Raw genomic sequence first — 22088 nt, 5'->3', positions numbered from 1 at the left:
ACTTCGAGCACCATGACCGCAGCCACGCAACTGTCCCGCTCCGCCCTGTTGTTCCTCTCGCGCCGAGAGGGATTGAAGGATGTCGCCACGCGCCTGGGCCCCCTGCGCGAGCTGGCCGGACGCTTCATCGCCGGGGAGACGCTGGAGCAGGCGGTGGAGGCGGTGAAGGGGCTCAACGCGCAGGGGCTGATGGCGAGCTTCGACCACCTCAACGAGGCGGTGAGCAAGGCGGCCGAGACGCAGGACGAGGTGCGCGAGTACCGCCGGCTGCTGGCGCGCATCGACGCGGTGGGGGTGCGCGCCAACGTGTCGCTGAAGCTGACGCAGTGCGGCCTGCTGTTCGACAAGAAGCTGGCGCTGGAGAACGCGCGGGTGGTGGTGCGCGAGGCGGCGGCGCGAGGCTCGTTCGTGCGGGTGGACATGGAGCAGAGCGCGGTGACGCAGGCCACGCTGGACACGGTGCGCGCGCTGCACGCGGAGTTCGGCGAGGCGCACGTGGGCGCGGTGCTGCAGAGCTACCTGCGGCGCACGGAGTCGGACGCGCGCGCGCTGTGCGCGGAGCGGGTGCGCATCCGGCTGTGCAAGGGGGCGTACCTGGAGGGCCCGGAGGTGGCGTACCAGGACAAGAAGGACGTGGACGCCAACTTCGTGAGGGTGATGAAGGTGCTGCTCGACAGCGGCGTGTACCACGGCATCGCCACGCACGATGAGCGGATGATCGACGCGACGCTGGACTACGCGGCGAAGCAGCGGCTGCCGAGCAGCGCGTTCGAGTTCCAGATGCTGTATGGCATCCGGCGGGACTTGCAGGTGAGGCTGGCGCAGGCGGGGTTTCCGGTGCGTATCTACGTGCCATACGGGCGGTATTGGTATCCCTACTTCATGCGCCGGCTGGCCGAGCGTCCCGCCAACCTGTGGTTCGTGTTGAAGAACATGGTGAAGGGGTAGCCGTCACGGAGCGCCCGCGAACTCCCGGAGGTGGGCCCACTCGTCGCGGGCACGGGCCTCGGCCACCTCCTCCCAGAGCGAGGGCAGGGGCCAGCGCTCGAGGTCGGCCTTGTCCGCGGCGTTGAAGGTGGCGCGGGCCTCTTCCAGTGCGCGCCCCACACGCTCGAGCTCCGCCTCGTCTTCCTTGTCCATGGCCCCCGCCTCCATGAGCTGGAGGCCCAGGATGCGCTCCATGGCGGTGGACTGCTGGCTCACCCGTGAGCCGATTCCCCAGAGGATATGGCCCAGCCGCCGCCGCGCCCCTGGGAGGAGCTGATCGCGAGTGCGCTCCGCTCGCATCGAGAGCAGGTGGAGCGCCCATGTGGTGTTGGACCAGGCTGCGACTCCCAGGGCCCCCATGCCTGGATGGAGAATCCGTGCCTCCTTCAGGCGCGCTCGCGCTTCCAGAAAGGTCCGCGGGAAAGAGGTGTCCTTCCAATCAGACAGCGCGGCGATGGCCTCGAGCACCGTGAGCTCCTGCTCACTGAAGGCCATCCACTCGGGAGCCTCGGCCCAGAGCAGCAACAGGCGCGGCTGCATCACGCGTGGGGAAGCCTCTACGAGCCGTCTCAGGCGCTTGCGGACGACAGCCCTGGCCTCCGAATGAAGGCCTGGTGGAAGCTCCGCTGGGAGCAGGGCCACGGAGGCAGCCTGCACGAGGGCAGGATCCTCCAAGGCGGGAAGGTGCTCCATGAGCCAGCGCGCGTTTCCCTGGGAGATCCAAGGCCGGGCGAGGACGAGCGCCAGCCGGACAGGAGCCGCCGTGGCACGTTCCTCCACGTGCGCGGGCATGTAGTCCCGAACCTCGGGGAGCTCCACCCGCGGGAGCAGCAGCGGACTCTCCAGAAAGCCAGGCCGACCCAGCTCCGTCCACGCCCGTAGGAACGCCTGTCTCCAGCCCATCTCGGGAGACTGAGTGCGGTGTACCAGCAATCGCTCCAGCAGCCTGGCTTCCAATCGATCGGGAGCTACCGCCTCGAGTCGTGCCAGTGTCCCCCGTGCCACCGCGAATTCTCCCGCCTCGAGGGCCAGGCACGCCTGGAGCAGCAGCGCGGGGGAATGGTTGGGAGCTTCCGCGAGCGCCACCTCGAGCTGCTTTCGCGCCAGGGCAAGGTCACCCACAACAATGGCTTGCGCGGCGCCCTCGGTGAGCAGCACATGTTGAGGTGTGGGGGCCGTGGGTTCCACGGGCTCGGGCAACCAGGTCCAGGGCGAGAGGAGGGCCGCCACGACGAGGACGCCTCCCAGGACACCCAGTGCAACCACCACGCGTCCCGTCCAGCCGAGCACCTGACGAAGGATGAGGCCCCATGTCATTGCGTGTTCCTCGAGGCAACGTCATTCGCCTGTTCCTCGCTGTGGCAGGCCTGCTGCTGACGGCCTGCACCGAACCCATCGTGTTCGGCAGCATCCCACCCTCCACCTTCCAGTTCACTCCCATCGTGGCTCATCGAGGGCGAGCGCCAGGCGGGTGGAAGGTCTCGCACGTCGTCATCCTGCTGGGCAGGCTTTCGCCCGTGTATCCAGAGACAGCCGTCTGCGACATCGAGGTGGGTGTACCCGAGGTGACTGAAGGGGCTGGGGTGATTGCCACCACCAGCGCGCAACGAGTCGCCGCTCAGGCGGCTGACGAAGCAGCTCGTCACGTTCTGAAGAAGCGGCTTCCCACCGCCGTCGCCTGTAACGAATTCCGAGCGACGATGCAGAGCTTCATGATCGATCCGACTCGCGGCAACGTTCCGGGCACTCGAGTCAGTCGCTTCAAGGAGGTGGGCATCCCACAGACAACGTTTCCTTGAAGAAACGAGCCCCTTGTTAGGCTCGAGGTGACTCCCTCATGACTCCGGCTCCATCCGCCCACGCGCTCGGCCAGCTCCTCCATCAATTCTACCCCTCGGGTCTCTGGCCTGATGACCCTGCCTATGATGCTTCCGAGGAGGCCCAGCGGCTCGCACGGTTGAAAGCCTCCGCGCGCAGAGACACTCAGGCCTGGGACGCCTTCGTCCAGCATGTTCGCGAGGCATTCCCAGGCTGCCGCTTCTGGGACACGACGTTGCTGGTCCATGACCCGTGCTACCGCCTTCGCGTTTCCCTGCCAAAACCGGAGCGTGAAGAAGATCGGCGTGATGCAGTCGTATGCCTGCTCAGCCTGCTCGCCCCCACGTACGTCATCTACGCGTCCCACTTCCTGGATGACGGACGGGTGACGGAGTCATGGACCCGCTACCCGCCCTTGCCCCCCGAGTTCCAACCCCAAGAAGCCGGACTCGCTTCGCTCATCGAGTCCACCTTCCACTTCGCCCGCCTGCCTGAAGAAGTGCTCTTCACTCCTGTTCCCGATCTGACGACTCCGGGAGGAAATCTCGCACTGGGGAAGGCGCGCCTGATCGACCTGCTCTTCACTCCGGATCGGCCGTGACGGAGTTCCCATGGAGGAAGACCCTCGGCTGCTTGCGACTCTGGGCTTCGTTCGGTAACGCTCTCGTCCTCCTTCTCCGCAACGTCCCTCGCGCTCTCGCACGTGCAGCATCGCCTTCTCATGCGTCTCTTCCCATCCCTGCTCCTCGGTGGCGCCGTGCTGGCCACCGCCGGTTGTGCCTCTTCTCGTCCCGCCTCCACGCCGGCCCATGGCGAGCTCAGCTCCCTCAGCGCGGCCTCCCGCCCGGATGCCGCCTTCTGCGAGCACCGCGTCCCTCAGGAGAACTGCACCCGCTGCAACCCCGAGCTGGCGCCTCGCTTCATGGCCGCCAAGGACTGGTGCGGTGAGCACTCCGTCCCCGAGTCCCAGTGCTTCCAGTGCCACCCGGATCTCTCCTTCGATCCGCTCCCCGTCCTCTCCGCCGACGCCGACCTGAAGCGGCTCTCGCTCCAGGGAGAGGATGTGCCGGACCTCGCCTCCCACGCCGTCGCGGGCAAGGTCACCGTCTTCGACTTCTACGCCGACTGGTGCGGCCCCTGCCGCAAGGTGGATGTCCACATGTTCGGTCTGCTCAACCAGCGCCAGGACATCGCCTACCGCAAGCTCAACGTCGTCTCCTGGGAGACGCCTCTCGCCAGGCGCTACCTGGCCAGCGTCCCCAACCTCCCCTACCTCATCGTCTATGGAAGGGATGGCAAGCCCGTGCGCAGCGTCACGGGATTCGACCTCTCCGCGCTCGACGCCGCCATCGCCGAGGGGGCCTCGCGATGAGATGGCTCGTCATCGCCCTCGGCCTGCTCGCGCTGGGCCTCCCCTCCTCCGCCGACGCCTGCGCGGGTTGAAGCAATCCCAACCTCCCGGTCGGGAGGAACACCGCCGCCAGGCTGAAGTCAGGACAGACATTCCTCCAGCTCTCCCTGCTGACCACCACCGTGCGCACCACGCACGAGTCCGCCTGCCCGGACATCGGCCCCATCTGCGCCGAGCGCGACGAGCCTCCGCAGATACATGACCAGCGCTTCGCCATCGGAGAGCTGCGCGCCAGCGCGGAGCACGCCTTCACGGATGCGCTCGGCGTGGAGCTCCAGGTGCCGCTGCGCCTCAACCGCACCACCATCCAGTTCCGGCGCCTGGATGGCACGCCCGTCACGCTCGACTACGAGAACATCCACCACCGCGACGAGACGCTCTTCGGCCTGGGCGACCCGTGGGTGCAGGCGCGCCATGCCTTCCTCCTCGGACAGGTGCGGCTCACCACGCGCGCGGGCTTCACCGTGCCGCTGGGCAACACCGTGGAGGACCCCTTCGCCCTCGGCGCCGCGGGCCAGCCCCACCAGCACGTCCAGTTCGGCACCGGCACCGTGCAGCCCCTGCTGGCCCTGGAGGCCGAGCGCGCCTGGGACTCCTGGAGCGCGCGCCTGTGGGGACAGGCCTGGCTCTCCGTGGCGGAGAACTCCCGCGGCTTCCGTGCCGGCCACCGCTTCAGCCTCGGGCTCTCCGGGAGCCTGAACGTGGCGGGCACCCTCTGGGCCTCGGCCGGCGCGGACATGGCCAACGAGCAGCCCGAGCGCTGGGGCGGCATCGTCCAGCAGGACGGCAACCTCGGCCGCACGGATGTGCTCGTGGGCGGCGGGCTGCACTGGAGCACGGGCGCCACTCAGCTCGGGCTCACGCTCCGCATTCCTGTCTACAGTCACATCATCGGCCACCACGGCCAGCTCGAGTACCCCGGGCTGCTCAACCTCAGCGTGGGCACGACCTTCGGAGAGTGAAGATGATTGGAACCCAGGACTGCGGCTGCACCCGCCCCTCCCACAGCACGCGGCTGGTGGTGCTCACGGGCGGACCGGGCGCCGGAAAGACGGCCGTGCTGGAGCTGGTGCGCCGCACCATCTGCCAGCACGTGGCCGTGCTCCCCGAGGCCGCGAGCATCATCTTCGGGGGCGGCTTCCCCCGGCGAGACACCCTCCCGGCCCGCCGAGCCGCCCAGCGCGCCATCGTCCGCGTCCAGCAGGAGCTGGAGCGCTGGGTCACCCAGGAAGAGCCCGTCGCCATGGGCCTGTGCGATCGCGGCACGCTCGACGGCCTGGCGTACTGGCCCGGCTCCGCCGAGGACTTCTTCTCCGAGCTCGGCACCACCCGGGAGAAGGAGCTGGCCCGCTACGCCGCCGTCATCCACCTGCGCACCCCTCCGGCCGACGCCGGCTACAACCACCACAACCCCCTGCGCATCGAGTCTCCCGAGGAGGCCGCCGCCATCGACGCGCGCATCGAGCAGGTGTGGAGCGCCCACCCCCGGCGCTTCGTCATCCCCAACACCCAGGACTTCATGGAGAAGGCCCGGCACGCCCTCATGCACATCCGCGCGGAGCTGCCCGAGTGCTGCCTCGGCCGCTTCCGCTCGAGCACGGACGGACTGCCCTCTTTCTGAAGCGCGAGCCGCCCAGGCAGGGGAGACGGCATGCCGGGCGCTCGCCCGCCTCCTCCTCTCCTTGCAGTCACCCGGCCCCTCTGCCCACCTTTGTGTCGGGCACTTCACGGGGAGGGCTGCCTCATGTGGGCTCGCTGGCTGAGTTTCGTCCTGGGTGTCTGGCTCTTCGTGGCTCCCCTCGTCCTCGGCTACGCCGAGCGCGCCGCGCGCCTCAACGAGTCCCTCGTGGGCCTCGCCGTCGCCGTCGTGGCCCTGCTCGCCGCGTCCCGGCCCGCGCTGCGCTTCGTCAACATCGCGCTCGGTGGGTGGCTCCTGCTCGCGCCGCTCCTGCTCGGCTATGGCGACAGCACGCTGCCCACCGCGCATGACATCATCCTCGGCGTGCTCATCATCTGCGCGTCGGTGCTGGCCGGGCAGGCCCCCGCCGTCCGCTCCACGCGGCGCCCCGTCCAGACATGAGCACGACGACCTTCACCCGAGGCGCCTCGGCGGGCGCGGCTGGCACCCTGGCCCTCGGCGGACTCGCGCTGCTGCGCAACGCCGTGCTCGGCCACTCGCCTCCGTATGCCGCGCGACGCATCGCGGCCCGGCTCGTGGGCCGGCTGCTGGTGCGCCCCCTGAGCCCCCGCGAGGCCCTCTTCTGGAGCCTGGGCATGCGCTGGCTCTACGGACCGATGCTGGGGGTGGCCTGGGCCCGCTTCCGCGCGGTGCTGCCGCCCTCGCTCCTCGCGCGAGGCGTGCTGCTGGGCGCGGGCGTCTGGGGGCTCGAGCAGGCCTCCTTCCCCATCGTGGACGCCACCCCGCTGGCCCGCACCTGGAGCCGGGCCGAGCATGGCTTCCTCCTGGCGCAGACCGTCCTCTTCGGGCTCGTCACGGAGGGCTGCCTCCAGGCCCTGGCGCGAGCGCCCCTGTCCGCCCGCCCGGCCGCTGACGAGCCCGGGAGGGCAGCGCCCACCGCGCACACCCCGTCCATGCCCGCCCCTCGGGCCGAGGCGCTCTAGCTTTCAGGCATGGCGCTGCCCCTCGAAGACTACGCCCTGATCGGCGACACCTACAGCGCGGCCCTCGTGGGGAAGGACGGCTCCATCGACTGGCTCTGCTGGCCCCGCTTCGACTCGGATGCCTGCTTCGCCGCGCTGCTGGGAGATGAGCGCCATGGCCGCTGGCGCATCGCCCCCACCGTGGCCGTGCGCTCCGTCCGGCGCCGCTACGTGCCCGAGACGCTCGTGCTCGAGACGGACTTCGAGACCGCGGAGGGCACCGTCCGCGTCACCGACTTCATGCCTCCCCGAGGCCAAACTCCGGACATCGTCCGCATCGTCCGAGGCCTGCGCGGCCGCGTCTCCATGCGCATGGAGGCCGCGCTGCGCTTCGGCTATGGCGACCGGACGCCGTGGCTGCGCTCCACCTTCTGCTGCGTCTCCGCCAAGGCCGGGCCGGATGCCACCCTGCTGCGCACCCGCATGCCCATGCACGTCGCCGACGGCAGCGTGTCTTCCGACTTCACCGTGGCCGAGCACGAGCAGGTCCCCTTCATCCTCACCTGGTTCCGCTCCCACGAGCGCCCGCCGCGCTCCGTGGAGGCCTTCTGCGCCCTGGAGGAGACGTGCGCCTTCTGGCGCCGGTGGGCCGGGCGCTGCACCTATGAGGGGCCGTGGCGCGACGTCGTCCTGCGCTCGCTCATCACCCTCAAGGCGCTGACGTACTCGCCCACGGGCGGCATCGTCGCCGCGCCGACGACGTCGCTGCCGGAGAAGCCAGGCGGCACGCGCAACTGGGACTACCGCTACTGCTGGCTCCGGGACGCCACGCTCACGCTGCTGACGCTGCTGCAGGCCGGCTACACGGACGAGGCGCTCGCCTGGCGCGACTGGCTGCTGCGCGCCGTGGCCGGCGAGCCCGAGGAGCTGCAGATCATGTACGGCGTGGCCGGCGAGCGCCGCCTCACGGAGCTGGAGCTGCCCTGGCTGCCCGGCTACGCGGACTCACGGCCGGTGCGCATCGGCAACGCGGCGGTGAGCCAGGTCCAGCTCGACGTCTTCGGCGAGGTGATGGACTGCCTCCACCAGGCGAGGCGCGCCGGGCTGCCGCCGGACGACGAGTCCTGGGACCTGCAGCGCCACCTGCTCCACTACATCGAGCGGTCCTGGCAGCAGCCGGATGAGGGGCTCTGGGAGGTGCGCGGTGGGCGGAGGCACTTCACGCACTCGAAGATCATGGCGTGGGTGGCGGTGGACCGGGCGGTGAAGAGCGCCGAGAGCTACGGGCTGGAGGGCCCGCTGGACGCGTGGCGGGCCCTGCGCGCGCGCATCCACGCGGAGGTGTGCGAGCTGGGCTTCGATGCGCGGCGCAACGCCTTCGTGCAGGCGTACGGCTCGAGGGAGCTGGACGCGAGCCTGCTGATGGTTCCGCTGGTGGGCTTCCTGCCGCCGGAGGATCCGCGCGTGCGCGGCACCGTGGAGGCCATCCAGCGCGAGCTGTGTCACGACGGCTTGGTGCACCGCTATGACACCCGCAGCGCCGAGGACGGGCTGCCGCCGGGAGAGGGCATCTTCCTGGCGTGCTCCTTCTGGCTGGCGGACGACCTGGCGCTGATGGGCCGTCAGGGCGAGGCGCGAGCGCTCTTCGAGCGGCTGCTCGGGCTGTGCAACGACGTGGGCCTGCTCGCGGAGGAGTACGACGTGGAGCAGCGGCGGCTGGTGGGCAACTTCCCGCAGGCCTTCAGCCACCTGGCGCTCATCTCCACCGCGCAGACCCTCTCTCGCGCCGACAGCCCCATTCAGCAGCGCCCACGCCAGTGAAGCCGCTCACCGCGTGGCGCGGACCAGCTCTCGGGCCCCCAGCGCCACGCCACCGAGCGCCCCGCTCGCCAGCGCCACCAGGCCCGCGGTGGCCGTGAAGCGCTTCCAGCGAGGCGTGGGCGCCACGCTCCCCCGAGGCCCCACGCCCTGGGCCACTGCCAGCCCACGCCGCTAGAAGCCCCCGTCACCAGGGCCACCTTGCCTTGAAGATTCTCTCGGGCCATTCCCGTCCCCACTCGCTCGTCCGCCTCCCGGGATGGGGAGGGGTGCGGGCAGGGAACAGGGCCCCATGTGGTGCGCTCGGCTGTCCGCCTGCTGATCGAGCCACCTCACAAACTCCGCGCTCACCGTTGAACCCGGAAAGCAGGGCGCGGAAGTCGCGCTCGACGAGCGGGAACTACGACAAGCCAACCTCCGAAGGAGTAGGCTGGCGCCGTTCCGATGAGCGATGAATGGGTCGAGCTGTTGAACACGGATCCGCGTGCGTACCGCGCGCGCGTGCTCCACTTCTCGCGCACGGACTGGCACGCGCTGCGTGAGCACCGGCTGAGCCTGAGCCAGGAGCAGTACCTCCAGCACCTGGAGGCGCTCTTTCCCTCCGACGAGTCCGGCCCGGGAGACCGCTTCGAGCTGAGCTGGTGGTGGCCGGGCGAGCGCCCCCACTACACGCTGCACGTGCGTGGCCAGGACGGCATGCGGCACCCGCAGGCGGTGGACCACGTCGGCGCGCTGTATGAGCGCGCGGTGCTGGCGTGGGTGAGGACCACCACGCTCAAGCGGCGGATGGACCCATGGGGCATGCACATCGGCTCGCCGCCGCCGTACCGCCCGCCGCACGAGTTCCTCGAGGCCTGCCTGGCGGAGTTCCCCGGCGCGCGGCTCACGTCGCTCGAGCTGGAGCACCAGGAGGGCTACGTGGATCCGCCCAACGCCGTGGTGGAGCCGAGCGTCCACGTGGACGCCAGCCTGGTGGCCTCCGACGGAGGCATCGTCATGGTGCACCTGGGCACGTGGCCCGAGGACGAGTTCGAGCGGCTCGGCGAGTGGCGGCGCGAGCTGCTCAGCCACGCATCGGCGAGGTGACTCAGGGGACGGGCCACTCCACCCGCAGGTGGCGGACGTTGCGCAGCGTCACCAGCTCCTGGTGGTAGCCGTAGTCCTGACCGGGAACGAGGCGCAGCTCCGGGATGCGCTCCAGCAGCTGCTCGAGCGCCACGCGCAGCTCCAGCCGGGCCAGCGGCGCTCCCATGCAGAAGTGGATGCCGCGGTTGAAGGTGAGGTGCTGCGGGCCCTCGCGCTTCAGCTCGAAGCACTCGGGCTCGCGGTAGTGCGCCGCGTCGTGGTTGCCGGAGCCATGGAGCAGCAGCAGCTTCGAGCCCTTCGGCAGCAGCACCCCGCCCACCTCCACGTCCCGCGTGGCCGTGCGCACCAGCCCGCCGACGACGCCCTCCAGCCGCATGCACTCCTCCACGGCGTGGGGGATGAGCGCCCGGTCCTCGCGCAGCCGCTGCCAGCGCTCGGGCTGCTCCAGCAGGTTCTTCACCACCAGGGTGAGCTGCGCGGCCGTGGACTCATGGCCCGCCGCAATCAATGAGCCCGCGAGCAAGGAGATGAGCTCTGGCGTGGACACGTCCTCGCCCTCGTCGCCGTGGACCAGGTCGCTCGTCACGTCCTCCTGGGGACGCTGCCTGCGCTCCTCGATGAGCCGGGAGCACCAGGCCCGGAACTCGACGACGCCGCGCGCCATGGCGGGCTGGGCCTCGGGCGGCACCTGGGCGAAGCAGAGCCCGAAGAGGTCCGCGGTCCAGCGCTTCACACGCGCCATGTCCTCCACGGGCGCTCCCATCAGCCCGAGGATGACCTGCAGCGGCAGGGGAAAGGCGAACCGCTCCACCAGATCGGCCCTTCCCTCGTGGATGAACCCGTCGATGAGCGTGTTGGCGATGTGCCGGATGCGCGGCTCCTGGAGCGCGATGCGCGCGGGCAGGAACCCCTTCTGCAGGTAGCGCCTCAGCCGGGTGTGGCCCGGCGGATCCGTGTTGAGCGGGCTGGCATGGATGAGCGGCCCTGGCCCCAGGATTTCCCGCGTCTCCGCCGTCAGGTTCGCCCCCAGCTCGATGGAGCTGGCCGAGGAGAAGCTGGCGGGATTCTCCAGCACCGAGACGATGTCGTCGTAGCGGCTGATCAGCCACATGCCCATCGTCGGGTTGAAGGTGACGGGCGCCTCCTCCCTCAGCCGCTGGAAGAACGGGTAGGGGTTCTGGAGGTGCGGACCCTCGAAGTGGTTGTACTCGCGGCCCAGGTGCGGGCACGCGTCGGCGGACAGGGGCTTCCTGGCATCGGGCCCAGAAGACATGCGGATCCTCGGGGAACGGGGAACGGGGAACGGGGACGGCTCAGCGCACGGGCCACTCCACCTGGAGGTGGCGGATGGCGCGAAGGATCAGCATCTCCTGGCGGTACCCGTAGTCCTGACCGGGCACCAGGCGCATCTCCGGGATGCGCTCCAGGAGCTGCTCGATGGCCACGCGCACCTCCAGCCGCGCGAGCGAGGCTCCCAGGCAGAAGTGGATGCCGCGGCCGAAGTTGAGGTGCTGCAGGTTCTCTCGGTGCGGATCGAACTGCTCCGGGTCCGGGAAGTGCGTCGCGTCGTGGTTGGCGGAGCCGTAGAGCAGCAACAGGCGCGAGCCCTTCGGCAGCAGCACCCCGCCCACCTCCACGTCCTGCACGGCGGTGCGAGGCATGCAGGGCGCGATGCCCTCCAGCCGCATGCACTCCTCCAGGGCCTTGGGGACGAGCGTGCGGTCCTCGCGCAACCGCTGCCAGCGCTCCGGCTGCTCCAGCAGGTTCTTCACGGACATGGCGATCTGCGAGCTGGTCGTCTCATGTCCCGCCGCGAGCAGCGAGCCGCCGATCAGCGAGGTGAGCTCCTGCATCGTCAGCGCCTCGCCATCGGGCTCGGCCTGCACCAGGTCGGTCGTCAGGTCCTCCTGGGGCTGACGCCGGCGCTGCTCGATGAGCTGCGCGCAGTAGCTGCGGTACTCCACCACGTCGCGCGCCATCGCGGCCTGCGCCTCGGGCGGGGGCTGCGCGAAGATGAGCCCGAAGAGCGAGGCGGACCAGCGCCGCACCTTCTCCATGTCCTCCTGCGGCACGCCCACCATGGCGAGGATGACCTGCACCGGCAGCGGATAGGCGAAGCGCTCCACCAGGTCGACCCGGCCGTCGCGGATGAAACCGTCGATGAGCGCGTTGGCGAACGCGCGGACGCGCTCCTCCTGCCGGGCGACCTTCGCGGGGGTGAAGCCCCGCTGCAGCAGCCGCTTCATGCGCGTGTGGACGGGCGGATCCATGTTGAGCGGGCTGTCATGGATGATGGGCCCGGGCCCCAGGATGGCCTGCGCCTCGGGCGTCAGCCGCTCCACCGAGGTGCTGGCGTTGCTGGCCGAGGAGTAGGCGGTGGGGTTGTTCAGCACCGCGGTGACGTCGTCGTAGCGGCTGATCAGCCACATGCCCAGCATGGGGTTGAAGGTGACGGGTGCCTCCTGCCGCAGCTTCTCGAAGAACGGGCGGGGATTGTCGAGGTGCGGTCCCGCGAAGTGGTTGTACTCGCGACCATGGTACGGGCACTGATCAGCGGACAGCGGCTTCCCGCCGTCAGCGACGGCAGCGGCATGAGCGGAGGTCTTGGACATGTTCGACATCATACACCCTGCGAGACGGGGCCCCGGCCCCCCGCCCCCGGGTCGAGCAGGCACCAGGCAGGTGTCGGCGGTGACTTAGCGCCACCGGGCGCACACGCCGCGCGGCTGATAATCATCGAAGGACGGGAGGAGGTCCGGGCGTGAGCCTCGAATACCCAGGGCGATGGTGGCACAAGCTCGAGGACGGGCGCATCCAGTGCGACCTGTGCCCGAGAGACTGCAAGCTGAGCGAGGGCCAGCGGGGCTTCTGCTTCGTGCGCCAGCGGGCGGGGGATCAGATGGTCCTCACCACGTATGGGCGCTCGTCGGGCTTCTGCGTGGACCCCATCGAGAAGAAGCCGCTCAACCACTTCTACCCGGGCAGCAGCGTGCTGTCCTTCGGCACGGCCGGGTGCAACCTGGGCTGCCGCTTCTGCCAGAACTGGGACATCTCCAAGTCGCGCGAGTTCGACCGGCTGATGGATCAGGCCTCGCCCGAGGCCATCGCCCGGCGCGCGCAGGAGCTGGGCTGCAAGAGCGTGGCGTTCACCTACAATGATCCGGTCATCTTCGCCGAGTACGCCATGGACGTGGCGGACGCCTGCCACGCGCGGGGCATCCAGACGGTGGCGGTGACGGCGGGGTACATGCACGCCGAGCCCAGGCGCGAGTTCTACGCGAAGATGGACGCGGCCAACGTGGACCTGAAGGCCTTCACCGAGGACTTCTACCACCGCATCACCTTCTCCAAGCTCCAGTCGGTGCTGGAGACGCTGGAGTACCTGAAGCACGAGACACGCGTGTGGTTCGAGCTCACCACGCTGCTCATCCCCGGGCACAACGACTCGGAGGCGGAGCTGACGCGGCTGTCCGAGTGGGTGCACGAGAAGCTGGGCCCGGACGTGCCGGTGCACTTCTCGGGCTTCCACCCCGACTTCAAGATGCAGGACGTGCCGCCCACGCCCCCCGAGACGCTGCGGCGGGCCCGCCAGATTGCCCGGCGCGTCGGCCTGCGCCACGTGTACACGGGCAACGTGCACGATGTCGAAGGTGACACCACCCTGTGCGGCGACTGCGGCGCTTCACTCATCGTGCGGGACTGGTACCAGCTGCTGAACTACCGGGTGACGGCGGAGGGCCGGTGCCCGGACTGCGGCGCGCAGGTGCCCGGCCGCTTCGACGCGGCGCCCGGCACGTTCGGCCGCCGGCGCATCCCCGTGCGCATCCAGGCCACGGGCGCGTAGCTCCCTGGCTCGGAGGGCCTGCCGGCGCTCTGCTGCCCGCTGGCGCTTCCCGTCCGGTCCGCCCTCCTGCTCAGAAGGCCCTGCATCGGGTATGACTGGGCCCGCGATGCAGCCCCCTTGGAGCCGGCGCAGATGGATGTAGACCTCGAGGCTGAGCTGCGCATGGCCGTGGCCGAGGGCCTCATCTCGCGCGAGGAGGCCGACCAGCTGGGCGAGGAGGCGCGCCGCCTGGGCCGCAGCCCCATGCAGCTGCTCAAGGAGCGCGGCCTCATCTCGGACGAGTCTCTCGCCGAGCTGGCCAAGGCCGACGTCGAGCCCACGCTCGTGCCGCGCGCCAGGGCGGACGGAGCCGACACGCTCGGGCCCGCCCTCACCCTCAAGGATCGCGACAAGGTCGACCCCGCCTTCCCCGTCCCCGGCTGGGACAGGTACGCGGGCGTGCGCTTCCTCGGCCAGGGCGGCATGGGCCAGGTGTTCCTCGCCTATGACTTGCGCCTGCGCCGCAACGTCGCCCTCAAGTTCGTGAAGGGGGACGACGCCGAGCTCGTCCGCCGACTGCTGTCCGAGGCTCGCGCCCAGGCCCGCGTCGAGCACGAGCGCGTCTGCAAGGTCCACGAGGTCGGCGAAGTCCAGGGCAAGCCCTACATCGCCATGCAGTTCATCGACGGCCAGCCCCTGGGCCAGCTGTCGGAAGAGCTCACCGTGGAGCAGAAGGTGCTCGCGCTCCGGGACGCCGCCGAGGGCGTCCACGCCGCCCACCGCGCCGGCCTCATCCACCGCGACCTCAAGCCCTCCAACATCCTGGTGGAGCGCACCGAGGACGGCCGCCTCAAGCCCTACGTCATGGACTTCGGCCTGGCTCATGACTGGAGCGAGAAGGGCGCCACCGCCACCGGCTCGGTGCTGGGCACCCCGCACTACATGTCTCCGGAGCAGGCCCGGGGCGAGGTGCAGAGCCTGGATCGGCGCGCGGACGTCTACAGCCTGGGCGCCACCCTCTACTTCCTGCTCACCCGCGTGCACCCCATCCCCGGCGCCAACGGGCTGGAGGTGCTCAACAACATCGCCACCGTGGAGCCCACGCCCCCGCGCTCGTTGGATCCGAACATCCCCGCGGACCTGGAGGCCATCGTCCTCAAGTGTCTGGAGAAGGATCGCTCGGCCCGCTACGACTCGGCGCGCGCCCTCATCGAGGACCTGGATCGCTTCCTCGCCGGCGAGCCCGTCCAGGCCCGCCCCACCGGCCTGTGGTACCTGCTGCGCAAGAAGGCTCGCAAGCACCGGCTCGTCGTCAGCGTGGCCGCCGCGGCCCTGCTCGCCGTCACCCTCGCGCTCGGCTCGGCCATCTACACCCACTCGCAGGCCACCCGGCGCGAGGAGCTGGCCCGCCGCTTCACCGAGAAGGTGGAGCACATCGAGGCCCTGGCCCGCTACTCGGGCCTGTCGCCCCTGCACGACACCCGCGAGGATCGCCAGGAGATCCGCCACCACATGGCGGAGCTGGACGCGCAGATCCGCGAGGCCGGAGACGCGGCCGTGGGCCCCGGCAACTACGCGCTGGCGCGTGGCCACCTGGCGCTCGGCGACGAGGCGATGGCGCGCAAGCACCTGGAGCTCGCCTGGAAGAGCGGCTTCCACGAGCCCCGCGTCGCCTATGCGCTCGCCCTGGTGCTCGGCCACCTGTACCAGGATCAGCTCCTGGAGGCCGAGCGCACCCGCAGCCCCGAGCTGCGCGAGGCCCGCAAGCAGGAGCTCCAGCGGGACTACCGCGAGCCTGCCCTCGCCTACCTCCTCTTGAGCAAGGGCGCGGACGTGCCTTCCGCCGACTACGTCTCGGCGCTGATCGCCTTCTACGAGGACCGGCTCGACGAGGCCCTCGCGCGGCTGGATGCCATGGGCAACCGCCTGCCCTGGTTCTACGAGGCGCCCCTGCTGCGCGGCGACATCCTCCAGGCCCGCGCCGCCCGGCGGTGGAACCAGGGAGACCGCGAGGGCGCGCTCGCCGACTTCGAGGCCGGCCGCAGCGCCTATGCCGCCGCCGCCTCCATCGGCGAGAGCGTGCCCGCCGTGCACCAGGCCCTGGCCAAGCTCGAGTACACCGCCTCCCTCATGGAGATGTATGGCCAGGGAGACGTGCTGCCTCCGCTCACCCGCGGCAGGAAGGCGGTGGCCAAGGCCCTGGAGACGCTGCCGGAGGATGCCACGTCGCTGCTGCTCGAGGCGCGCTTCCACCGCCGGCTCGCCGAGCACCGCACCTCTCATGGAGAGGACCCCAAGGCCTCGCTCGATGCGGCGCTCGCCGCCGCGCGCCGGGCGCTCGAGAAGGGCTTCACCGGCCCGCAGGTCCACCTGGAGCTGGGCCGCATCCTCGTCCAGTCCGCCATCTCCCGGCTGAACCAGGGACAGGATCCGCGCGAGCAGCTGCGCCAGGCCGAGCAGGCCCTCCAGCAGCTCGCCCCCCGCGAGCGCGACTACGACTTCCACAACACGCTCGGAGGGCTGTTCTCCATCTGGGCGGGCTACGAGGACGACACCGGCGTCAGCTCCGACGAGCACCGCGGCCAGGCCATCGAGTCCTTCCTGGAAGCCACGCGGCTGAGCCCCCGCATCCCGGATGCGTGGAGCAACCTCGGCATGGCCTACTACCGGCGCGCCGAGCACCCCGCCCCTCGCGCGGCCGGAGCCACCGGCTCGCGCCAGGAGGAGGACCTGAAGCAGGCCTGGGCCGCGCTCCAGCGGGCCATGGAGCTCAACCCCCGCAACTGGGTGCCCTACTTCCACGGCGGGCTCAGCCAGGCGCAGTGGGCCGCGCTGCACCCGTGCAGCCCCGAGGCTCCACGCCACCTGAGCACCGCGCTCGAGCTGTACCGCAAGGGGCTGGGCATCAACCAGAACCCGCAGCTCCACAACGGCCTGGGCATCGCCCTGCTCCGTCAGGCCCGGCGGACGTGGGAGCAGGGCGGAGACCCGTTCCCGGTGCTCGCCCAGGCGCAGGCCTCCTTCGAGCAGGCCATCCGCCTGGCGCCGCAGCAGGTGTTCGGCCACACCAACCTGGGCGAGGCGTACCTGCTGCGCGCCACCTACCAGTGGCGCCAGGCCGAGAGCCCCGAGGTGAGCATGCGCTCGGCCCTGGCCTCCTTCGAGGAGGCGCGCCGCCTGGCCAAGGACTTCGCGGACCCTCAGGTGAACCTGGGCGCCAGCTTCCGCCTGCTGGCGGACTCGGACATGCAGCTGGGGAGGGATCCGCGGCCCAATCTGCAGCGCGCGGAGAAGGCGCTGCGCGAGGCCCTGGCGCTCAACCCGAGACATGGCCGGGCGTGGCTGTCGCTCGCGGAGGTGCAGGGGCTCACGGCGCGCTGGCACGCGCAGCGGGGACAGGGGCGCGCCGAGGAGTTCCAGCAGGCGCAGCGCCACTTCGAGCAGTCCCTCACGCTGCTCCCGGACACGACCGAGGCCCGGCTGGCCTTCGGCTCGCTCCAGCATGCGTGGGCGGTGTGGGAAAAGGATGCGGGCCGCGCCCCAGCCCCCCAGCTAGAGCGCGGCCTCGCCTTGGTGGGAGAAGCCCTTTCCATGTGTCCCGAGTGGCCGCAGGCGCTGCTTTTACGTGCTCAGTTGCGCATGCTGTGGGCGTCCTTGGAGAACCGCCCGGATGAGCAGCAGACCCTGCGGGCCCGGGCTCAGGAAGACTTCTCCCGAGCACTGTCGCGGAACCCCCACCTGGCCTCGAGCAGGAAGCTGTCGCCCGAGGCCCGGCTGGGAAGCTCCGGGTGGACTACCCCGAGATGATGATGACCTCGCCGGTACCACCGCCACCACCGGCGCTTCCCGTCGCCCCCTCGTCGTTGCCGGTGTTGGACGTGCCGCTACCGGTCGTCTGGGTCGTCTTGGTGTCGTTATCGGTCGCCATGGTGCTACCCCCTGTATGCTGAAACCGCGTGTGTAAGGTGGAGGAGGTTCTCACCCCCCGTGAGAACCTTCCAACCCCTGCACCCCCTCGCCCTCCTCCTGAACGACGGGACGCTTGAGCAAGCGCGATGCCACGCCAAAAGCCCGAAAAGTCGGCGGTTTTTCCGGCTCTGTCGCCTCTATCGGGTGGCCAACACCTGGCGCGTCGGGTTCCGACACGTCGGACAGGGTGACTCGACACGTCGGCCGGCTGTCGACACAGCAGCCGGCCTGGCGGATCAGCTCACGCCCGACTCCAGCCCCAGCTCCTTGATGCGGCGGCCCAGGGCCCGCTTGGAGACCTCCAGGCGCTGCGCCATGGCGTCCAGGTCTCCCGAGCACTCCTGGAAGCAGCGGGTGATTTCCTCGATGGTGAGGTCCCCCGCGGTGCGGATGTTGGGGCTCTTGTCGATCAAGTCGTAGATGGAGGAGCGGGGGATGCCCAGCCGGTCCGCGGCGGCCTTCAAGTCCCACGCGCTCTCGCGCAGGGCCGCGAGCAGCTCCGGCTCGGACACCTCGGAGGCCCGGCGGCGGGGCGGCCCCTTGGGCTCGTGTGGAGGCTTGGGCTCGGAGCTGGCCGCGGGCGCGGGCTGGGAGAGGGAGCGGCCGGGCCGGGGCAGCATGGCGCCCTCCAGCTCCTTCTCCAGCCGGGGATCCAGGCGCAGCCGCGAGTGCCCCCGGCTGCCGATGATGAGCTGGCGCGTCATGTTGCGCAGCTGGCGGATGTTGCCCGGCCACCCGAAGCGCACCAGCCGCGAGGCCAGCGGCGCCGGCAGCCACGGCTCGGTGGACGAGTCCTCCGGCTTGAGCCGCCACGCCTCGCCGATGGCCTCCAGCTCCTCGCGCGCGAAGTGGTGGAACAGCAGGCCGATGTCCTCGCGCCGCTCCCGCAGCGGCGGCACGCGTATCTCGTACCCCGCCAGCCGGTGGAGCAGGGGCGCCTTGAAGCGGCCCTCTTGAATCTGCTGCTCGAGCTGCGCGTCCGTGGCGGCGATCAGCCGGACATCCACCTTCACGGGGGTGCGCTCGCCCACGGGGTAGATTTCCCCCGTCTCCAGCACCCGCAGCAGCATCACCTGCACCTCGGGCGGCGCCTCGCCCACCTCGTCGAGGAAGAGCGTGCCGTCGTGGGCGGCGCGGAAGAAGCCCTCGCGGTCCTTCACCGCGCCGGTGAAGGCGCCTCGCGTGGCGCCGAACAGCTCCGCGGCCGCCAGCTCCTTGGGGATGGCGCCCAGGTTCACGCTGATGAAGACCTTGTCGCGCCGCGCGCTCTGCCGGTGGATGGCCTGGGCGATGAGCTCCTTGCCCGAGCCCGTCTCTCCGCGCACGAGCACCGGCACGTTGAGGTCCGCCACCTGCTCGATGTGGTGGCGCACGTTCTGGATGCCCACGCTGGTGCCCACCATGCCCAGCGCGTCCACGGCGGAGTTGGCCGAGGGGTCCGCCCAGTGCAGCAGCACCACCACGCGCTCGGCCAGCTCCAGCGCCACGCCCACCGCGAGCTCCTCGGGCGAGAACTCCCACTCCGTCCTCAGCACCTCGCCGGCCAGCGTCACCTTGATGCCATCGCCGGGCGTCAGCCGCACGCCGCCGGCCACCCCCTGCGAGAACACCACGGGCTTGCGGCTCAGGAAGGGGTCCGCCAGGGGAGCGCCCAGCACGGCATCCGGGCGCATGAAGTCCGGGGCATTGCGGGAGACGGCCTCCTGGCGGCCTGCCATCACCCCGTCCAGCAGCAGACGCTCGCCCACCCGGTGGGCCAGGGGGTGCGAGACGATGGTCAGCGCCGGGACGAGGCGAGCCACCGGCTCGCTGGTGTTCCGCTTCTTCAAGCCGATCGTCGACTCGTCGGCAAAGCTTCCCGCACGCATGGTAGAGATCCGCTCCTGCTGACGCACTTCCTGGTGTGGCACTGTACCGAACGTTCGCCAGGGGCGCTCCAGCTTCCGTGGGCTCGCACGCAGCGTGTTTGTCCGCTCGTCCATGCTCGTCAGGCGTGCCCGGATGCCGCCAGGTACCCCGGGGGGCTGTGGGCGCGTCGGAATCCGACAGAGTCGCCGACAGCGCACTCCCCATCCCTGGAAGGCTGCCTACAATCCCAGTGTGAGCACCCATGCGCACCGAGGCACTGTCCTCATCGTCGAGGACGACGAGGACATCCGAGCGGCCATGGCCGAGCTGCTCGAGACCGAGGGCTTCGACGTCTCCGTGGCCTCCAATGGCCAGGAGGGCCTGGAGGTGCTCGGACAGATTGGCCCGCCGTGTCTGGTGCTGTTGGATTTGATGATGCCGGTGATGAGCGGGGAGGACTTCCTGCGCCATGTGCGGCAGAACCCCGCCATGAGCCCCGTTCCCGTCATCATCGTCACCGCCAGCGGACGCACCGCCCTGCCCGGCACGCAGGGAATCCTCAAAAAGCCGTTCGAGATCAGCGATCTGTTCGCTACTGTCTCGGCCCACTGTGTCTGAGGCGATGAACGGCCTGCGCGAGCTGCTCGCCTCCCGGCGTGGGGAGATCCTCTCTCGTCTCGAGCGGGAGGCCCGCGAGCGGCTCGCCGTCGAAGCACCTGCCCGAGCCCTCCTGGTGGGCTCGCTGCCTGGCATGCTCGATGCGCTCCAGGAGGCGCTCTCGGCGGAGTCCCGAGGGCCCGAGGCCTCCTCGGCGATGCCCCCCACGAGCGCGCTGCCCCCCTCCGGGCTCGGCGCGATGGTGCTGCTGCGCGCGCACGGGCTCTTGCGCGAGGTGCTCCTCGGGCTGCTGGAGGAGTCCGGGGGCACGCTCCAGTTCTCGGAGCTGCGGGTGCTCCACCGCTTCCTGGATCAGGCCCTGGAGGCGACGGCCCTGGAGGGCAAGCGGGCCGCGGGCACGGTGGCGCGCAACGCGGCGCAGCTGGAGGCCATCCTCGAGAGCATCCCGGACGCGGTGTACGTGGGAGACGCCGAGTCCATCACCCACGCCAACGCGCCCGCGCGGGAGCTGCTGGGCGAGAACCTCAAGCGCACCTCTCCGGTGGAGCTGGCGGAGCGGCTCCAGTATCGGGACCTGGAGAGTGGCGAGCGCATCCCGAGCGAGGAGGTGCCCTTCGCGCGCGCCCTTCGCGGCGAGGCGGTGACGCGCGACATGGTGCTGCGCCATGCCGGCACGGGCCGCGCCCTGGTGGCGCGCTGCGCGGCGGCGCCGGTGCGCATGGGTGAGCACATCGTGGGCGCGGTGGTCATCAGCACGGACATGACGGAGCCCCGCAAGCGCGAGGAGGAGCTGCGGCGGTCGGCGGAGTTCCGCGAGCGCTTCCTGGGCATCGTCAGTCATGATCTGCGCAACCCGCTGAACGCCATCGCGCTGTCGGCGAGCGTGCTGCTGCGCGAGGAGGACCTGGCGCCGCGGACGCGGAAGGTGGCCGGGCGCATCTCGCAGAGCGCCGAGCGGATGGGGCGGATGATCAGCGACCTGCTGGACTTCACGCGCGGCCGGCTGGGCGGAGGCATCCCCATCACGCGCCAGTCGGCGGACCTGCGCGTCATCTGTCGCCCGGTGCTGGAGGAGCTGCGGGTGGCCCGGCCGGAGCGCGAGCTGCGGCTGCGCGCGGAGGGCGAGCTGCTGGGCGAGTGGGATGCGGATCGGCTGGCGCAGCTGGTGGGCAACCTGGTGAAGAACGCCCTGGACTACAGCCCTCCGGACATGCCCGTGACGGTGGCGATGCTCGAGGAGGGCGCGTGGGTCCGGCTGGAGGTGCACAACCTGGGCGAGCCCATCTCGCCGCTCCTGCTGCCCAAGCTCTTCGAGCCGTTCCGCCGGGGCATGCGCAGGGAGGAGAGCTCCCAGAGCGCCGGGCTGGGGCTGGGCCTCTTCATCGCCCACCAGATTGCCCTGGCGCATGAAGGGATGCTGGAGGTGCGCTCGACGCGGGAGGAGGGCACCACCTTCACCGTGCGCCTCCCGCGCGCGCCTCAAGGCGGCGCGAGGCCGTGACGGCGCAGGTCCTCCGGCGTGTTCACGTTCACCAGTGAGCGCAGCTCCGCGTCCACCGCTCGGAGCGCCTCCTCCGGCAGCAGCCGCGCACGGCACCGCGAGAGGAGCTCGCGCAGCGACGGGTCTCCTTGCTTCAGGGCGTCGCCCCAGTCGTCCGCGAGGGAGGCTCGGTAGGCCGCCAGCAGCGGCTCCACGCGCCCGTCGACGGTGAAGGCCACGGCGTCGACCTCGGAGGCTCGGGCCTGGAGCAGCACGCGGACGGCCTCCGGCAGGACGAAAGGCATGTCACAGGCCACCGCCAGCACCCACGGCGTCCGGGCTCCCACCAGCGCCGCGTGCACTCCTCCCGGAGCCCCCTTGCCCACCACCACGTCCGAGACGGTGCGCAGGCCGAAGCGCGCATAGGGCTCGGGGGCGTTCGCCACCAGCAGCACCTCCGCGAACAGGGGTGAGAGGCCGAGCAGCCCCTCCAGCACGGTGCGCTCTCCCAGCCTCAGGAGCCCCTTGGGCACTCCGGACAGCCGCCGGCCCTGGCCCCCGGCCACCACCGCCAGCGTGACATCCGCGAAGAAGTCCATGAGTCGGCTCCGAGTCCTACCTGCGCTCAG

Annotated in this window: 20 protein-coding genes; 14 read left to right on the top strand and 6 right to left on the bottom strand. The window is 70.6% G+C overall.

Annotation, left to right across the window (positions count from 1 at the left end):
- Positions 1-12: 12 nt before the first annotated feature.
- The gene (locus KY572_RS02995; RefSeq protein WP_224240604.1) at positions 13-948 is read left to right on the top strand and encodes a proline dehydrogenase family protein; all 936 of its coding nucleotides are present in this window, start codon (positions 13-15) and stop codon (positions 946-948) included.
- A gap of 3 nt (positions 949-951) precedes the next feature.
- Here the strand turns inward: KY572_RS02995 and KY572_RS02990 are convergent, their stop codons facing one another.
- On the bottom strand, positions 952-2304 hold the full coding sequence (locus KY572_RS02990) for a hypothetical protein (protein WP_224240603.1): 1353 nt from the start codon (positions 2302-2304) through the stop codon (positions 952-954).
- On the opposite strand from KY572_RS02990, the gene KY572_RS02985 reads away from it, so the two are divergent.
- From KY572_RS02985 to KY572_RS02945, 9 genes are all read left to right on the top strand, one after another.
- The gene (locus KY572_RS02985) at positions 2298-2786 is read left to right on the top strand and encodes a hypothetical protein (RefSeq protein ID WP_224240602.1); all 489 of its coding nucleotides are present in this window, start codon (positions 2298-2300) and stop codon (positions 2784-2786) included. The genes KY572_RS02990 and KY572_RS02985 overlap by 7 nt on opposite strands.
- Before the next feature lie 38 nt (positions 2787-2824).
- Positions 2825-3406 (top strand): hypothetical protein, encoded by a 582-nt coding sequence (locus KY572_RS02980; protein WP_224240601.1) that lies wholly within the window; start codon positions 2825-2827, stop codon positions 3404-3406.
- A 120-nt stretch (positions 3407-3526) separates the two neighbouring features.
- Positions 3527-4177: a thioredoxin family protein gene (locus KY572_RS02975; protein WP_224240600.1), complete on the top strand. Its 651-nt coding sequence runs from the start codon at positions 3527-3529 to the stop codon at positions 4175-4177.
- Between the two features lie 161 nt (positions 4178-4338).
- Entirely contained in the window at positions 4339-5178 is an 840-nt protein-coding gene (locus KY572_RS02970) for a hypothetical protein (protein ID WP_224240599.1), read from the top strand.
- 2 nt (positions 5179-5180) lie between these two features.
- Positions 5181-5837, top strand: coding sequence for an ATP/GTP-binding protein (locus tag KY572_RS02965; protein ID WP_224240598.1), 657 nt, complete (start codon positions 5181-5183; stop codon positions 5835-5837).
- Between the two features lie 123 nt (positions 5838-5960).
- Positions 5961-6296, top strand: coding sequence for an SPW repeat domain-containing protein (locus KY572_RS02960; RefSeq protein ID WP_224240597.1), 336 nt, complete (start codon positions 5961-5963; stop codon positions 6294-6296).
- Positions 6293-6838: a hypothetical protein gene (locus tag KY572_RS02955; RefSeq protein WP_224240596.1), complete on the top strand. Its 546-nt coding sequence runs from the start codon at positions 6293-6295 to the stop codon at positions 6836-6838. The genes KY572_RS02960 and KY572_RS02955 overlap by 4 nt, the downstream gene beginning before the upstream one ends.
- 9 nt (positions 6839-6847) lie before the next feature.
- Positions 6848-8638: a glycoside hydrolase family 15 protein gene (locus KY572_RS02950; RefSeq protein WP_224240595.1), complete on the top strand. Its 1791-nt coding sequence runs from the start codon at positions 6848-6850 to the stop codon at positions 8636-8638.
- Between the two features lie 441 nt (positions 8639-9079).
- On the top strand, positions 9080-9721 hold the full coding sequence (locus KY572_RS02945) for a hypothetical protein (RefSeq protein WP_224240594.1): 642 nt from the start codon (positions 9080-9082) through the stop codon (positions 9719-9721).
- Between the two features lies 1 nt (position 9722).
- On the opposite strand, the gene KY572_RS02940 is transcribed toward KY572_RS02945, so the two are convergent.
- Together KY572_RS02940 and KY572_RS02935 are read right to left on the bottom strand one after the other, a co-directional pair.
- Positions 9723-10994, bottom strand: coding sequence for a cytochrome P450 (locus KY572_RS02940; RefSeq protein WP_224240593.1), 1272 nt, complete (start codon positions 10992-10994; stop codon positions 9723-9725).
- A 40-nt stretch (positions 10995-11034) separates the two neighbouring features.
- A complete protein-coding gene (locus KY572_RS02935; protein WP_224240592.1) occupies positions 11035-12333 on the bottom strand; it encodes a cytochrome P450 in 1299 nt (432 codons plus the stop codon).
- 149 nt (positions 12334-12482) lie between these two features.
- Between KY572_RS02935 and amrS the strand changes: the two genes are divergently transcribed.
- The gene (gene amrS / locus KY572_RS02930) at positions 12483-13565 is read left to right on the top strand and encodes an AmmeMemoRadiSam system radical SAM enzyme (protein ID WP_224240591.1); all 1083 of its coding nucleotides are present in this window, start codon (positions 12483-12485) and stop codon (positions 13563-13565) included.
- A 132-nt stretch (positions 13566-13697) separates the two neighbouring features.
- Entirely contained in the window at positions 13698-17351 is a 3654-nt protein-coding gene (locus KY572_RS02925) for a serine/threonine-protein kinase (RefSeq protein ID WP_224240590.1), read from the top strand.
- On the opposite strand, the gene KY572_RS46990 is transcribed toward KY572_RS02925, so the two are convergent.
- Together KY572_RS46990 and KY572_RS02920 are read right to left on the bottom strand one after the other, a co-directional pair.
- Positions 17338-17472: a hypothetical protein gene (locus KY572_RS46990; RefSeq protein WP_263451286.1), complete on the bottom strand. Its 135-nt coding sequence runs from the start codon at positions 17470-17472 to the stop codon at positions 17338-17340. The two genes, KY572_RS02925 and KY572_RS46990, sit on opposite strands and share 14 nt — an antisense overlap.
- Before the next feature lie 277 nt (positions 17473-17749).
- Positions 17750-19381, bottom strand: coding sequence for a sigma 54-interacting transcriptional regulator (locus tag KY572_RS02920; RefSeq protein WP_224240589.1), 1632 nt, complete (start codon positions 19379-19381; stop codon positions 17750-17752).
- Positions 19382-19613: 232 nt separating this feature from the next.
- Here KY572_RS02920 and KY572_RS02915 point away from each other — a divergent pair, with 232 nt between their 5' ends.
- Together KY572_RS02915 and KY572_RS02910 are read left to right on the top strand one after the other, a co-directional pair.
- Positions 19614-19979: a response regulator gene (locus KY572_RS02915; RefSeq protein ID WP_224240588.1), complete on the top strand. Its 366-nt coding sequence runs from the start codon at positions 19614-19616 to the stop codon at positions 19977-19979.
- A gap of 4 nt (positions 19980-19983) precedes the next feature.
- The gene (locus tag KY572_RS02910) at positions 19984-21480 is read left to right on the top strand and encodes a sensor histidine kinase (RefSeq protein ID WP_224240587.1); all 1497 of its coding nucleotides are present in this window, start codon (positions 19984-19986) and stop codon (positions 21478-21480) included.
- Here the strand turns inward: KY572_RS02910 and mobA are convergent.
- Entirely contained in the window at positions 21459-22058 is a 600-nt protein-coding gene (gene mobA, locus KY572_RS02905) for a molybdenum cofactor guanylyltransferase (protein ID WP_224240586.1), read from the bottom strand. The genes KY572_RS02910 and mobA overlap by 22 nt on opposite strands.
- Between the last annotated feature and the right edge of the window lie 30 nt (positions 22059-22088).

Source organism: Hyalangium gracile, from assembly GCF_020103725.1.
Taxonomy (GTDB): domain Bacteria; phylum Myxococcota; class Myxococcia; order Myxococcales; family Myxococcaceae; genus Hyalangium; species Hyalangium gracile.
This window is presented reverse-complemented; position numbering and strand designations above follow the sequence as displayed.